Below are 14,136 nucleotides of genomic sequence, written 5' to 3' on the forward strand. Positions count from 1 at the left end.
GGCAACCCGGGCTCCCGGCGGTAAATCGCCGCTTCGCGGTGCCCTCAGCTTATTCCTTCAGGCTATCGGGTCGGGCATGAGCCTGCATCCCTGCAGGCCACGCCCTCTCGGCGCATCCCTGCGCCTCGCCCCGGCCTTACGGAAACGCTTCGGCGATTTACAGCCGGACCAGGGCGTCGCTGAAAGCCTACAGCCATCATGAAAGCAACTTTATTGCTTCTGCTTAAAATTACTGGGCATGCCTCAGCCCATAGAGGAAGGTTATCTCAATCCAGCGCCTTCACCATTTTTCCGCTCGCCACAAACGTCCCAGCCCCTAGATGATGCAGGGTATTCAACTTATCCCCGTCAAACTGCCAGCGCCCGGCGACAAACGCGCGCTCATCGGCTGCCGCTGAAACCACTTCTCCAAACAGCGTGTCGTATTTCTCTGCCGCGGAGGTGACGGGAAGTAATCGGCACTCCATCCACGCCAGACATTTTTCTTCAATCACCGGCAGCCCGAGCTCAGGGCCGTTCACGACCGGGATCCCGTAGCAGTTGAATTTGTCCTCGTCGCGCCCGCTGACGCTTCCGACAGCGAATGTCCAGTTAGCTGCCGCCACGCCGGGGATGACGATGCCAAACTTTCCGCTGCGCTCGATAAGCTCGCGTGACCAGGCGCTTTTATCCACCACAATCGCGATGCGCGGCGGTTCAAACTCAACGGGCATTGACCATGCGGCGGCCATAACGTTACGTCTGTCCAGGGTTTCATCCCGACTGGTAATAAGCACGGTAGGGCCGTGGTTCAACAGGCGGCTGGCATGACGTAATTCAACAGGGCGAAAGTGGCTCATAGGATCTCCTCATCTGTAACGATGAGTATGACGAAAAAGCACGTAAATCAAAGTGAGCGCGTAAAATTAGTTTATAAACAGAACATCACAATCAAAGGAAAATGATGTATGTCCCCTTTTCTGACTGAATATTTTGCCCGCATTGGGTGGGCGCAACCGACGCGGGTTAATATCGAAACCCTGCGCGCGCTGCATTTACACCACAACTGTGCGATCCCGTTCGAAAATATTGATGTCGTCCTGCCGCGCGAAATCCATCTTGACGATCAATGTCTGGTCGACAAGCTGGTGACGGCGCGACGCGGAGGATATTGCTTCGAGCAAAACGGTCTGTTCGAGCGCGTGTTGCGTGAAGTCGGGTTTAACGTGCGCAGCGTGCTGGGGCGGGTCGTACTGGCAAATCCGTCGCAGATGCCGCCGCGCACGCACCGCCTGCTGTTGGTTGAGCTGAACGGCGAGCGCTGGATTGCCGACGTGGGGTTTGGTGGACAGACGCTGACGGCGCCGATTCGCCTGCTCGCCAACGAGGAACAGGAAACCCCGCACGGCATTTACCGTCTTCTGAGCGAGGGTAACGACTGGGTATTACAGTTACGTCACCACGAGCACTGGCAGTCGATGTACCACTTTGACCTGACGACGCAGTATTTCAGCGATTACGTGATGGGGAACTTCTGGTCGGCGCACTGGCCGCAGTCCCATTTTCGTCATCATCTGCTGATGTGTCGCCACCTGCCGGACGGCGGCAAGCTGACGCTGACTAACTTCAACTTTACCCACTGGCAGAACGGTCACGTGGAGGAGCAGATCCATTTGCCGGATGCGGAGGCGCTGTATAAGCTGATGCAGGAGCGGTTTGGCCTGGGTGTTGACGACCCGAAGCACGGCTTTACACTGGCCGAGCTGACGGCAGTGATGGCGGGGTTTGAGACGCATCCGCAGGCAGGGAAATAGCCCGGTGGCGGCTACGCCTTACCGGGCCCGTAGGTCGGGCAAGGCGTAGCCGCCACCCGACAAAATCAACGGCGCGATCTCACCACCTGATACCGACGGGTAAAATACTCAAACGGCGCGCTCCACACGTGTACCAGACGGGTGAACGGGAAGATGAGGAAGATCGTCATCCCCAGCACCAGATGCACGCGGAAGATCGGCGCGACGCCGCTCAACATCTCCGACGAGCCCCCCTTAAACGTTACGATCCCCTGCGCCCAGCCGACCAGTTTCATCATCTCGCTTCCGTCAGGATATTGCGCGGAGAAAGGAATGGTCGACAGCCCCAGGATGCACTGAAGCAGCAGGATACTCATGATGATAATATCCGGCGTGGTGGACGTGGCGCGTACCCGCTGGTTGAACAGGCGGCGGATCAGCAGCATTGACCCGCCAATCAGCGTCAGAACGCCGCAAATCCCGCCCGCAATCATGGCCAGCTGCTGTTTAACCGCGACGGGTAAAAACCAGGCGTACATCCAGTGCGGGGTCAACATCCCGAACAGGTGCCCGAAGAAGATCCCCAGAATCCCGATATGAAACAGGTTAGAGGCCCAGTTCATCCCGCGCTTGCTGAGCATCTGGCTCGATGAGGCCCGCCAGGTGTATTGCCCGTAGTCGTAGCGCAGCCAGCTGCCGAGGAAAAAAACGGTAGCACAGATATACGGGTAAATATCATAGAAAAATACGTTCAGGTAATGCGTCATTTTGGGCCTCCGGCGCTGACGTCCACGTACTGCGGCGCGACGTCCTGGCTAAAGCGTCGTTGATATTGCTGCATCGGCGAGCTGTCGCACGATGTGGCGTTGTCTTCGATAAACTTCACCTGTTCCTCTTCCCACACGGCGTCCAGCGCCTGACGGGTATCATCCCGTTTTTCACCGGACACCTGCTTCGCCACGCTGTCGCTGGAAAGCCGCGTACCGGCCATCGTCAGCAGGGCGTCAAACAGCTGGTAATGCGCCACGCCGCGCTGCTTGAGGCGACCACCAATCAGCGCCAGGATCGGCGCGACATTTTGCAATCCTGCACGCGCCTCGTCGTCGGTGACGAGGCTAAGGTATTCCAGGTAGAGCGGCAGATAGTCGGGCAGCTCGCGGCAGTCCAGCTCCAGCCCGGCTTTCTCATACTGGCTCATCAGATCGACCATCGCCTGACCACGATCGCGGGACTCGGCGTGAACGTGCTCGAACAGCAGCAGGGACGTTGCGCGCCCGCGTTCAAACACTTCGCACCATTCGGCCTGCTTATCCAGCAGCGGGGCGCTCAGGTGCTGCTGCGCAAACGGCAGCAGCATGGGTGCGTCCTGCTCAACCAGGGAAAGCGCCTCATCGCGGTTTTCCCACAGCAGCTCATCGGGATACTCAATCAGCAGCGCGATGATTTTAAGGATCTGCATTATTCTCCCTCCCCGTGTTCGCGCACTTCGGTGATGTTAATCGCGTCGATGCGGCTGCTGTTGAAGAGGTTGAATTTGGTGTCGGAGCCGTGGCAGCCGTCGCCAAAGGTGAAGCCGCAGCCGTTTTTCTCCGGGAAGGCGTCGCGCGCCATTTCGCGGTGGCTGGTCGGGATCACGAAGCGGTCTTCGTAGTTAGCGATGGCGAGATAGCGGTACATCTCCTCAACCTGCGCTTCGGTCAGGCCCACTTCCTCAATGGCGCGGGTATCGGTCACGCCTTCCACGGTCTGGGAGCGTTTATAGTGACGCATCGCCATCATGCGCTTCAGGGCGCGCAGCACCGGGCCGGTATCGCCCGCGCTGAGCATGTTTGCCAGGTACTGCACCGGAATGCGCAGGCTTTCCACGGCAGGCAGGACGCCGTCACTCTGCGGCAGGCCGCCCGCATCCGCGTAGGACTGAATCGGCGACAGCGGCGGCACGTACCAGACCATCGGCAGGGTGCGGTATTCCGGATGCAGCGGCAGGGCCAGCTTCCAGTCCATCGCCATCTTGTAGACCGGCGAACGCTGGGCGGCATCAATCACGTTCTGTGGAATGCCCTGTTTCAGCGCTTCCTCAATCACCGCCGGATCGTTCGGGTTGAGGAACACGTCGCACTGGCGCTCGTACAGATCGGTTTCATGCTCGGTGCTGGCGGCCTCTTCAATACGATCCGCGTCGTACAGCAGCACGCCGAGATAACGGATGCGTCCTACGCAGGTTTCCGAGCAGACAGTCGGCTGGCCGGACTCAATGCGCGGGTAGCAGAAGATGCATTTTTCTGACTTGCCGCTTTTCCAGTTGAAGTAAATTTTCTTGTACGGGCATCCGCTGATGCACAGGCGCCAGCCGCGACATTTATCCTGGTCGATCAGCACAATGCCGTCCTCTTCGCGCTTGTAAATCGCGCCGCTCGGGCAGGTGGCCACGCAGCTCGGGTTCAGGCAGTGCTCGCACAGGCGCGGCAGATACATCATGAAGGTGTTTTCAAACTGGCCGTACATCTCCTTCTGGATCTTCTGGAAGTTGCGGTCGCGGGCGCGCTTTTCGAACTCGCCCCCCAGCAGTTCCTCCCAGTTTGGCCCCCAGACGATTTTGTCCATCCGCTTGCCGTCGATCAGCGAGCGGGGGCGGGCGGTAGGGAGGTGATCCCCCTCCGGTGCGCGGTGCAGATCCTGATAGTCAAAGGTGAAGGGTTCGTAATAATCGTCAATCTGCGGCAGGACGGGGTTGGCGAAAATCTTCGACAGCACGCCCATTTTGCCGCCGAGGCGCGGGGTCAGCTTGCCGTGTATGCCGCGGATCCAGCCGCCTTGCCACTCTTCCTGATCTTCCCAGTTTTTCGGGTAGCCAATCCCCGGTTTGGTCTCCACGTTGTTAAACCACGCATACTCCATCCCTTCGCGCCCGGTCCAGACGTTCTTGCAGGTGACCGAGCAGGTGTGGCAGCCGATGCATTTATCGAGATTCAGAACCATGCCAACCTGTGAGCGTATTTTCATTTTTTCGCCTCCTGTACCTGATCCCGACCTTCGCCGTCCAGCCAGTTAATATTTTTCATTTTGCGGATCATGATGAACTCGTCGCGGTTCGAGCCGACGGTGCCGTAATAGTTGAAGCTGTACGCCAGCTGGGCATAGCCGCCGATCATGTGCGTCGGTTTTGGGCAGACGCGGGTGACCGAGTTGTGGATCCCGCCGCGCCGTCCGGTCACTTCTGACCCCGGAATGTTCAGGATGCGCTCCTGGGCGTGGTACATCATGGTCATGCCCGGCGGCACGCGCTGGCTGACCACCGCGCGGGCGGTTAGGGCGCCGTTGGCGTTGAAGGCTTCGATCCAGTCGTTATCCTCTATGCCCAGCTCGCGCGCGTCGGTTTCGCTGATCCAGACGATGGGTCCCCCGCGCGACAGGGTCTGCATCAGCAGGTTTTCGCTGTAGGTGGAGTGGATGCCCCATTTCTGGTGCGGCGTCAGGAAGTTCAGCGCTTTTTCCGGGAAGCCGTTCGGCGGGATCTCGCGCATGTGGGTCACGCTGCGGGTATCAATCGGTGGGCGATAGGCCACCAGGCTCTCCCCGAAGGCGCGCATCCATGGATGATCCTGATACAGCTGCTGGCGGCCCGAAAGGGTGCGCCACGGGATCAGCTCGTGGACGTTGGTATAGCCCGCGTTATAGGAGACGTGCTCGCTCTCAAGGCCGGACCACGTCGGGCTGGAGATGATTTTGCGCGGCTGCGCCTGAATGTCGCGGAAGCGGATTTTCTCGTCTTCCTTGTTCAGCGCCAGATGGGTGTGGTCGCGCCCGGTCAGTTCCCCGAGCGCTTCCCAGGCCTTCACCGCCACCTGTCCATTAGTTTCCGGGGCGAGGGCGAGAATCACCTCCGAGGCGTCAATGGCGGTTTCAATGCGCGGGCGGCCTTTCGCCGGGCCGTCGAGCTTGACGTAGTTCAGCTTGCCGAGGAAATCGACCTCGTTCTGCGTATTCCACGAAATGCCTTTCCCGCCGTTGCCGAGCTTGTCCATCAGCGGGCCGAGCGCGGTGAAGCGTTCGTAAGTTTCCGGGTAGTTACGCTCCACCACGGCAATGTTCGGCGCCGTTTTACCGGGGATCAGGTCACATTCCCCTTTGCGCCAGTCCTGAATATCAAACGGCTGCGACAGCTCCGCCGGGGAGTCATGCTGCAGCGGCTGGAGCACCACGTCGGTTTCTGTGCCCAGATGGCCAACGCACACCTCGGAGAAGACTTTGGCGATGCCTTTGTAGATCTCCCAGTCGCTGCGCGATTCCCACGCCGGGTCAACGGCGGCGGAAAGCGGATGAATAAACGGGTGCATGTCCGAGGTATTCATGTCGTCCTTTTCATACCAGGTGGCGGTCGGCAGGACGATATCGGAGAACAGGCAGGTGCTGGACATGCGGAAATCGAGCGTCACCAGCAGGTCGAGTTTGCCCTCGATGGCGGCGGTTTGCCACTCCACCTCTTCAGGCTTCACGTCGTCCGTTGAGCCTAAATCTTCACCCTGAATGCCGCTCTCGGTACCGAGCAGGTATTTCAGCATGTACTCGTGGCCTTTCCCGGACGAGCCGAGCAGGTTAGAGCGCCAGACGAACAGGTTGCGCGGATGGTTCTTGCCGTTGTCCGGCTGTTCGCAGGCGAAGCGGATATCGCCCGATTTCAACGCCTGAACGGTGTACTCCTGCGGCGTCATGCCCGCCGCGTCCGCACGCGCCTTGACGTGCAGCGGGTTGAGGTTGAGCTGCGGGGCCGACGGCAGCCAGCCCATGCGCTCGGCGCGAACGTTAAAGTCGATCAGATGTCCGGTGAACTTCGACGCGTCCGCCAGCGGGGAGAGCAGCTCCTGCGCGGTGAGCTTCTCGTAGCGCCACTGGCTGGCGTGGTTGTAGAAGAACGAGGTGCTGTTCATCTGGCGCGGCGGGCGGTTCCAGTCCAGCGCGAAGGCCAGCGGCAGCCAGCCGGTTTGCGGGCGGAGCTTCTCCTGGCCGACATAGTGGGACCAGCCGCCGCCGCTCTGCCCGACGCAGCCGCAGAAGACCAGCATATTGATCATCCCGCGGTAGTTCATGTCCATGTGGTACCAGTGGTTCACCCCGGCACCCAGAATGATCATCGAGCGACCGTGCGTTTTGTGCGCCGTGTCGGCGAACTCGCGGGCAATTTTTTCGATCAGGTACGCGGGCACGCCGGTGATCTGCTCGCCCCAGGCGGGCGTGTAGGCTTTGATCTGGTCATAGCTGTCTGCAGCGTTACTGTCTTCCAGGCCGCGATCGAGACCGTAGTTAGCCAGCACTAGATCGTAAACGCTGACCACTCGCTTCTCGCTGCCGTCGGCGAGCGTCAGGGTTTTGCTCGGCACGCGGCGCGTCAGCACCGGCTCCTGCTTCACGCTGCGAAAATGCGGGTTTTCGTTGCCGCCAAAGTAGGGGAAGGCGACGTCCGCCACGCTGTCGTGGGTAATCAGCAGAGAGAGTGTGAGTTCTGTTTCATGGCCCGCAGCCTGAGGCTCCAGGTTCCATTTGCCTTTTTCCCCCCAGCGGAAGCCGATCGAGCCGTTTGGCACCACCAGGTTACCGGCAATATCGAAGGCGACGGTCTTCCACTCTGGGTTATTGGCTTCCCCCAGCCCGTCGACAAGGTCCGAGGCGCGCAGCATACGCCCAGGCACCACGCGACCGTCAACCTGCTCGTCCAGCAGTACGAGCATCGGCATGTCGGTGTAGCGGCGGCAGTAGTTAAGGAAGTAATCGCTCAGGTTATCGAGGTGGAACTCTTTGAGGATGACGTGGCCCATCGCCATGGCGAGGGCGCTGTCGGTGCCCTGTTTGGGGGCCAGCCACTGGTCGCTGAGCTTGGCGACCTCCGAGAAGTCCGGCGTAATCGCAACGGTCTTGGTGCCTTTGTAGCGCACCTCGGTAAAGAAGTGGGCGTCCGGAGTACGCGTCTGCGGCACGTTCGAGCCCCAGGCAATGATATAGCTGGAGTTGTACCAGTCGGCGGACTCCGGCACGTCGGTCTGCTCGCCCCAGGTCATCGGCGACGCAGGCGGCAGGTCGCAGTACCAGTCGTAGAAGCTCAGGCAGGTGCCGCCCAGCAGGGAGAGATAGCGCGTTCCGGCGGCGTAGGAGACCATCGACATCGCCGGAATAGGCGAAAAACCGGCCACGCGGTCCGGGCCGTAGTTTTTGATGGTCCAGACGTTAGCGGCGGCGATCAGCTGGTTCAGCTCTTTCCAGTTTGAGCGGATAAACCCGCCTTTGCCCCGCGCCTTCCTGTAGCTTTGCGCCTTTTGCGGATCGTTCTGGATGGCATCCCAGGCCAGCACCGGATCGGTATACTGCGCCAGCGCCTCGCGCCAGAGCTCAATCAGCCTGCGGCGCACCAGCGGGTACTTAAGGCGGTTGGCGCTGTAGAGGTACCAGGAGTAGCTTGCGCCTCGCGGGCAGCCGCGCGGCTCGTGATTGGGCAGGTCAGGGCGGGTGCGGGGGTAGTCGGTCTGCTGGGTTTCCCAGGTCACCAGGCCGTTTTTGACATAAATCTTCCAGCTACAGGAGCCGGTACAGTTTACCCCGTGGGTGGATCGCACAATTTTGTCGAACTGCCAGCGCTGGCGGTAGCTGTCCTCCCAGTCGCGGTTGGTGTGATACACCTGCCCGTGCCCATCGGCGAAACTGTCGCCTTTTGTTTTGAAATAACGGAAGCGGTCCAGCAGTTTGCTCATGACATTTCTCCAGCTTCGATAGCATGGCCGGAGTGCGATGCATCACGCTCCGGCGAAGATGTAGTTTTTATTTTTTTGAGGATTTACGGCCATACACCAGCCAGGTGACGAACACGCAGACGATGTAAAACACGAGGAAGACCTTCATGGCGCCGACCGGCGATCCGGTCATCGCCAGCGAGGTGCCAAAGGCTTTGGGAATGAAGAACCCGCCAACGGCACCGATGGCGGAGATAAAGCCCAGCGCGGCGGCGGTCTCCGTCACCGCTTCATGCTGCGCCTGCTCCTCCGTGCCGCCCTGCTTTTTGACGCGGTCGAGGGTGATTTGGCGAAAGATAATCGCGATCATCTGGAAGGTCGAACCGCTGCCCAGCCCGGCGGTGAGGAACAGGCCCATAAAGACCAGGTAGAAGGCGATAAAGCTGCCGGAGCCAGAGCCGGGGAGCGTCAGGAAGATCAGGGCGCTGAAGATAGCCATAAAGACGAAGTTAATCAGCGTGACGCGCACGCCGCCCAGCCTGTCAGAGATCATTCCGCCCGCCGAACGCGCCAGCGCGCCGATCAGGGGGCCAAAGAAAGCGAGGTGCAGGATGTTCACGTCCGGGAACTGGGTTTTCGACAGCATGGCAAAGCCCGCCGAGAAGCCGATAAACGAGCCGAAGGTAGCAAGATAAAGCAGGCTCAGCAGCCAGAGGTGAAAGCGCTTCAGTACCGGCAGCTGGCTGGCGATAGAGGCTTTAGAGCTGGCGATATCGTTCATGCCAAAAAACGCCGCAAGGGTTGCCAGCAGCAGCAGCGGCGCCCAGACCCAGGCCGCATTGGCCAGCCACATCGTTGAGCCGTCCTCCTGCGGTACGCCGTGCACACCGAGGAAGGTAAACATTGGCAGGAAAATTACCAGCGGAGCAAACAGCTGCATCACGCTGACGCCCAGATTTCCCAACCCGCCGTTGATGCCCAGCGCGCTGCCCTGTCTGGCCTTCGGGAAGAAGAAGCTGATGTTACCCATGCTGGAGGCAAAGTTGGCCCCGGCAAAACCGCAGAGCAGGGCAATCACGATAAAGACCCAGTAAGGTGTCGCGGTGTCCTGAATGGCTATTCCCAGCCAGACGCAGGGGATAATCAGGATAACGGTGCTCAATACCGTCCAGTAGCGTCCGCCAAATATTGGCACCATAAACGAGTAGGGGACGCGCAATATCGCGCCAGAGAGAGAAGGTAATGCCGTTAGCATAAAAAGCTGATCGGTGATGAAATTAAATCCGACTTTGTTCAGATTGACCGCAACGGCGCTAAATAACATCCACACGCAAAACGCTAATAGCAGGCAAGCTACAGAAATCCATAGGTTTCTTCGTGCGATATGTTTTCCTTTATTCTCCCAAAATTGCGCGTTTTCAGGTTTCCAGTTACTCAACAGATGGGGATTACTTTTATCACTTTGTTGCGACATATCGCCCTCTTGCTTACCATGTTTGAGAGAAAAATGAAGTAAAAACAAAAAGATGATTAAAGAAGTGTTATTGGTTTTTTGGGATGCTTTGGGATACATCTGAAAGGATAGATAAAAAAGCGAACCCCCGAGATTAGAATGAAAATAAGGGCTCGCTTAATGTGTTACTAATTGTAACACTTTGCTTAATTTATACTCCGGAAGTAGTATTAAAACAATTCCAGTGTGATAAGTTTGTCGAGATGTTTATTAAATGCCGCATCGTCCATTTCAGGCATATTTAATACGGTGATCCCATCCAGGCCACAAACCAGCCCTATTAAACGCCAGGCGATATTTTCCGCCCGATCGGTAAGCGTGAACGCGTTGGCATCAGCCCCGGCGCGGATAATCGCCACGGTTTCCTGATGCCACATCTCCATGGTCAGGACATAAGCTGCTTTGATCTCGGGATCACGGCTGGCGAGAATTTGGGCTTCCCGCCAAAGGCGAATGTAAGGTTCAAGCCCACCGTCGTCACTGCCGAGCATGCTGTGCAACCGTTCCCGCCAGCCGGCGTTTTCACCCACCACGTCGGCATCCAGCAGCTCGCGGATCACGCGCACAAACGCCAGCGATTTTAACTCGCCGCCGGAGGCAAAGTGGTGGTGGACCTGCCCGGTCGCGACGCCCGCTTCTGCGGCAATGCGCCGTACCGTCATGGCTGCCAGCCCCTCGGCCAGCGCCACGCGCATCGCGGCCTGTAAGATCGCTTCCCGCCGCTCTTCCTTGCTCAAATAGCGCATTTTTTCTCTACTCTCAATAAGACCGAAACGAGTGTAACAAAAAGCTGGACAGTCGTTCAACTTTACGTAGGATCGCATTCTGGACATGTGTCCATGTTTAAAATGAAAAGGAAATTTATGTTTCGTCAGTGGTTAGCGTTAGTGATTATCGTGCTGGTGTACATCCCGGTGGCGATTGACGCGACGGTGCTGCACGTGGCGGCGCCGACATTGAGCATGACGCTGGGTGCCAGCGGTAACGAATTGTTGTGGATCATTGATATTTACTCGCTGGTGATGGCGGGGATGGTGCTGCCGATGGGTGCCCTGGGTGACCGCATTGGCTTTAAACGCTTGCTGATGATCGGCAGCACGCTGTTTGGCCTGTCGTCCCTGGCGGCCGCGTTTGCACCGTCGGCAGGGTGGCTGATAGCGGCGCGCGCCTCGCTGGCGATCGGTGCGGCAATGATCATTCCGGCTACGCTTGCGGGGATCCGCACGCTGTTTACCGACGCGAAAGATCGCAACATCGCGCTCGGCGTCTGGGCGGCAGTGGGTTCCGGCGGGGCGGCGTTTGGTCCGCTGATTGGCGGTATGCTGCTCGAGCATTTTTACTGGGGATCGGTGTTTTTAATCAACGTGCCGATTGTGCTGGTAGTGGTGTCGCTGGCCGCGCGTTTTGTGCCCCGTCAGCAGGGCCGACCGGAGCAGCCGCTGAATATCAGTCATGCCATCATGCTGATTGTGGCGATTTTGCTGCTGGTCTACAGTGCCAAAACCGCGCTAAAAGGCGTCCTGTCGCCGTGGCTGGTTGCCTCCGCGCTGGTGACCGGCTCGGTGCTGCTGTTTATTTTCGTGCGTATTCAGCTTCGCGCCCGCATTCCGATGATCGATATGCGCCTGTTCTGCCATCGCATCATTCTGAGCGGCGTGGTCATGGCGATGACCGCCATGATTGCCCTGGTCGGGTTTGAGCTGCTGATGGCGCAGGAGCTACAGTTTGTCTACGGCTTTACGCCGTTCGAGGCGGGTATGTTTATGCTCCCGGTGATGGTGGCAAGCGGATTCAGCGGGCCGATTGCCGGTGTGCTGGTGGGCCGCCTGGGGCTGCGCATCGTCGCGGCGGGCGGCATGGGGCTCAGCGCGGTCAGCTTTATCGGCCTGTCGATGCTTGATTTCAGTACGCAGCAGTGGCAGGCGTGGGGGCTGATGGTGCTGCTCGGCTTCAGTGCCGCCAGCGCGCTGCTGGCCTCGACCTCCGCCATTATGGCTGCCGCGCCGAAGGAGAAAGCCGCTGCCGCAGGGGCGATTGAAACCATGTCCTATGAACTGGGCGCCGGGCTGGGGATCGCTATTTTTGGTCTGCTGTTGACTCGCAGCTTCTCGGCGTCCATTGACCTGCCGCAGGGGCTGAATTCCTCGCTCGTCGATAAAGCCTCGTCATCCATTGGTGAAGCGATGAAGGTGGCGCAGGAGCTGACGCCGTCCCTCGCGGAGCCGGTGATTGAGGCGGCGAAAAGTGCGTTTATTACCTCCCACAGCGTGGCGCTGGGGAGTGCGGGCGGAATGCTGCTTTTGCTGGCTGTGGGGATCTGGTTTAGCCTGGAGAAGGTGCCGAAGCCGTAAAACACGCCCGGTGGCGCTGCGCTTACCGGGCCTACGGGCGCGGTTGTCCGAGCCGCGCCACCCGGTTTATTTTTCCTGGGCCGCGGACAGGATGCTGTGCAACAGCACGTTCGCCCCTTTCTCCGACCACTCTGGCAGGATCCTTTCCGCTTCGTTATGGCTGATGCCCTTCACGCAGGGGATAAAAATCATGCTGGCAGGGGCAATTTTGCTGACATAGCAGGCGTCATGTCCCGCGCCGGAGACCATCGGTTTCGCCGAGTAGCCCAGTTCCGCCACGGCCTTCTCCGTGCGGGCCAGACATTCGGCATCAAACGCGATGGGGGCGTAGTCAAAAATGCGTTCAACGACAGCCGCCACCCCGCGCAGGCTCAGGCTTTCAGCCACCTTATGCAGCGCCGCCTCCATGGCTTCCAGTGCCGTCAGCGCCGGATGGCGAAACTCCACGCTGCAGACCACCCGAGACGGCACGACGTTGCGCGAGTTTGGCGTAACCTGCGCCATACCGATGGTCGCACGTCCGTCCGGCGCGTGCCGATAGCCAATCTCCTCCACCTTCAGCGCCAGCTCCGAGAACGCGGTCAGCGCATCGCGTCGGCTGTGCATCGGCGTGGTGCCCGCGTGGGCGGCAAACCCGTCCAGCGTCAGGGTAAACCAGCGCTGGCCCATTGCCGCGCGGACTAACCCGATATCCAGGGCTTCGTCTTCCAGAATCGGGCCCTGTTCGATGTGCAGCTCGTAGCAGGCGTGAACCGGAAACGCGCGGGCAGGGGCTTCACCCCGGTAGCCGATGCTTTCCAGCGCTTCACCCACGCTGATACCGTCGCTGTCCGCGCGGGCATGGGCGTACGCTTCGCTAAATTGCCCCGTCCAGACCCCTGAAGCGAGCATGGCTGGCGCAAAGCGCGCGCCTTCTTCGTTGGTCCAGTTGACCAGCACAACGTCACGCTCCGTCTCAAGGTGATGGTCATTGAGGGTGCGCAGCAGCTCCAGCCCGGCCAGCACGCCGTAAACCCCGTCGTAGTTCCCTCCCAGCGGCTGGGTATCCACGTGCGAACCGGTCAGGACCGGCGCAAGCTGCGGGTTTTTCCCCGCGCGGCGGATGAACATATTGCCCATGCTGTCGACGTCGCAGGTAAAACCGGCGTCCAGCGCCCAGTCGCGCAGCAGGTTACGCGCAATACGATCTTCCTCGCTCAGTGCCAGACGGGTGACGCCACCGGCGGGCGTGCCGCCGATCTGCGCCATCATCTCAAGCGTTGACCACAGCCGTTCGGCGTTGACGCGGATCATGACTTGTCCTTACCGCTGCGGTAGCGGAAATCACAGCACGCACCGCCCTGCATAATGGTCGTGGTGCGGGTTAGCTCTACGTCCGGCGCATAGCCAACGATGAATTTTTCATCGCGCGCGCAGGAGAGCAGATGACCGATCTCGCCCAGCCCCATCTCGTGGTACATCTCCGCGTAGCGACAGCGGGTCACGTTGTAGTTGTACTGCTGGTCGTCAGCGTCGATCACCTTGATGTCCAGGGCGTTATCTTTCTCCCACAGATACTGCAGGGCGATAAAGCTCTTGATGTTCGCGCCGTTGGGTTCTTTGCTGGCAAACCCTTTACCAGCATCAATCGCGGCCTGCTCAATGGCCTCGCCAATCACCGCCTGGGCGCGGGCTTTCCCTATCTCGCGCACCAGGATTTCATAAATTGGCTTAATAATTTCAGCTTCAATTTTGCGGCGGGCGAGAATGCCCAGCTCATTATTATCACTCATCACATTGCC

Annotated in this window: 12 protein-coding genes; 3 read left to right on the top strand and 9 right to left on the bottom strand. The window is 59.3% G+C overall.

Annotated elements, in window-relative coordinates; all coding sequences use genetic code 11:
• The coding region (locus tag ACMWL8_RS02250; RefSeq protein ID WP_414751542.1) for a hypothetical protein at positions 1 to 202 on the top strand (202 nt) is incomplete at its 5' end.
• Positions 203 to 266: 64 nt separating this feature from the next.
• On the opposite strand, the gene ACMWL8_RS02255 is transcribed toward ACMWL8_RS02250, so the two are convergent.
• Positions 267 to 839, bottom strand: coding sequence for a flavin reductase family protein (locus ACMWL8_RS02255; RefSeq protein WP_045260607.1), 573 nt, complete (start codon positions 837 to 839; stop codon positions 267 to 269).
• Positions 840 to 947: 108 nt separating this feature from the next.
• Between ACMWL8_RS02255 and nhoA the strand changes: the two genes are divergently transcribed.
• On the top strand, positions 948 to 1,793 hold the full coding sequence (nhoA, locus tag ACMWL8_RS02260; RefSeq protein ID WP_045260606.1) for an N-hydroxyarylamine O-acetyltransferase: 846 nt from the start codon (positions 948 to 950) through the stop codon (positions 1,791 to 1,793).
• A 65-nt stretch (positions 1,794 to 1,858) separates the two neighbouring features.
• Here the strand turns inward: nhoA and narI are convergent, their stop codons facing one another.
• From narI to ACMWL8_RS02290, 6 genes are all read right to left on the bottom strand, one after another.
• On the bottom strand, positions 1,859 to 2,539 hold the full coding sequence (gene narI, locus ACMWL8_RS02265; RefSeq protein WP_022648214.1) for a respiratory nitrate reductase subunit gamma: 681 nt from the start codon (positions 2,537 to 2,539) through the stop codon (positions 1,859 to 1,861).
• Positions 2,536 to 3,231, bottom strand: coding sequence for a nitrate reductase molybdenum cofactor assembly chaperone (gene narW / locus ACMWL8_RS02270; protein WP_045260605.1), 696 nt, complete (start codon positions 3,229 to 3,231; stop codon positions 2,536 to 2,538). Before narW ends, narI begins: the two co-directional genes overlap by 4 nt.
• Positions 3,231 to 4,775, bottom strand: a complete 1,545-nt coding sequence (gene narH, locus ACMWL8_RS02275; protein WP_008501747.1) for a nitrate reductase subunit beta — start codon at positions 4,773 to 4,775, stop codon at positions 3,231 to 3,233. The genes narW and narH overlap by 1 nt, the downstream gene beginning before the upstream one ends.
• The gene (locus tag ACMWL8_RS02280; RefSeq protein WP_045260604.1) at positions 4,772 to 8,512 is read right to left on the bottom strand and encodes a nitrate reductase subunit alpha; all 3,741 of its coding nucleotides are present in this window, start codon (positions 8,510 to 8,512) and stop codon (positions 4,772 to 4,774) included. Before ACMWL8_RS02280 ends, narH begins: the two co-directional genes overlap by 4 nt.
• 67 nt (positions 8,513 to 8,579) lie before the next feature.
• Positions 8,580 to 9,965 carry a NarK family nitrate/nitrite MFS transporter gene (locus tag ACMWL8_RS02285; protein WP_045260603.1) on the bottom strand — a complete coding sequence of 462 codons (1,386 nt, stop codon included), beginning with the start codon at positions 9,963 to 9,965 and terminating at the stop codon, positions 8,580 to 8,582.
• Between the two features lie 209 nt (positions 9,966 to 10,174).
• The gene (locus ACMWL8_RS02290; protein ID WP_028013266.1) at positions 10,175 to 10,750 is read right to left on the bottom strand and encodes a TetR family transcriptional regulator; all 576 of its coding nucleotides are present in this window, start codon (positions 10,748 to 10,750) and stop codon (positions 10,175 to 10,177) included.
• A gap of 117 nt (positions 10,751 to 10,867) precedes the next feature.
• On the opposite strand from ACMWL8_RS02290, the gene ACMWL8_RS02295 reads away from it, so the two are divergent.
• Positions 10,868 to 12,355, top strand: coding sequence for an MFS transporter (locus tag ACMWL8_RS02295; protein WP_045260602.1), 1,488 nt, complete (start codon positions 10,868 to 10,870; stop codon positions 12,353 to 12,355).
• Between the two features lie 66 nt (positions 12,356 to 12,421).
• Here the strand turns inward: ACMWL8_RS02295 and ACMWL8_RS02300 are convergent, their stop codons facing one another.
• The gene (locus tag ACMWL8_RS02300) at positions 12,422 to 13,648 is read right to left on the bottom strand and encodes a Zn-dependent hydrolase (RefSeq protein WP_045260601.1); all 1,227 of its coding nucleotides are present in this window, start codon (positions 13,646 to 13,648) and stop codon (positions 12,422 to 12,424) included.
• Positions 13,645 to 14,127, bottom strand: coding sequence for an L-2-amino-thiazoline-4-carboxylic acid hydrolase (locus tag ACMWL8_RS02305; RefSeq protein ID WP_045260600.1), 483 nt, complete (start codon positions 14,125 to 14,127; stop codon positions 13,645 to 13,647). Before ACMWL8_RS02305 ends, ACMWL8_RS02300 begins: the two co-directional genes overlap by 4 nt.
• Positions 14,128 to 14,136 lie beyond the last annotated feature (9 nt).

The organism is Enterobacter sp. 04-C-12-SI-ECC, from assembly GCF_047530715.1.
GTDB lineage: Bacteria > Pseudomonadota > Gammaproteobacteria > Enterobacterales > Enterobacteriaceae > Enterobacter > Enterobacter bugandensis.

Coding starts and splice junctions, on each gene's coding strand:
- ACMWL8_RS02255 (WP_045260607.1), bottom strand. CDS start 839: ATGAGCCACTTTCGCCCTGTTGAATTACGTCATGCCAGCCGCCTGTTG.
- nhoA (WP_045260606.1), top strand. CDS start 948: ATGTCCCCTTTTCTGACTGAATATTTTGCCCGCATTGGGTGGGCGCAA.
- narI (WP_022648214.1), bottom strand. CDS start 2,539: ATGACGCATTACCTGAACGTATTTTTCTATGATATTTACCCGTATATC.
- narW (WP_045260605.1), bottom strand. CDS start 3,231: ATGCAGATCCTTAAAATCATCGCGCTGCTGATTGAGTATCCCGATGAG.
- narH (WP_008501747.1), bottom strand. CDS start 4,775: ATGAAAATACGCTCACAGGTTGGCATGGTTCTGAATCTCGATAAATGC.
- ACMWL8_RS02280 (WP_045260604.1), bottom strand. CDS start 8,512: ATGAGCAAACTGCTGGACCGCTTCCGTTATTTCAAAACAAAAGGCGAC.
- ACMWL8_RS02285 (WP_045260603.1), bottom strand. CDS start 9,965: ATGTCGCAACAAAGTGATAAAAGTAATCCCCATCTGTTGAGTAACTGG.
- ACMWL8_RS02290 (WP_028013266.1), bottom strand. CDS start 10,750: ATGCGCTATTTGAGCAAGGAAGAGCGGCGGGAAGCGATCTTACAGGCC.
- ACMWL8_RS02295 (WP_045260602.1), top strand. CDS start 10,868: ATGTTTCGTCAGTGGTTAGCGTTAGTGATTATCGTGCTGGTGTACATC.
- ACMWL8_RS02300 (WP_045260601.1), bottom strand. CDS start 13,648: ATGATCCGCGTCAACGCCGAACGGCTGTGGTCAACGCTTGAGATGATG.
- ACMWL8_RS02305 (WP_045260600.1), bottom strand. CDS start 14,127: ATGAGTGATAATAATGAGCTGGGCATTCTCGCCCGCCGCAAAATTGAA.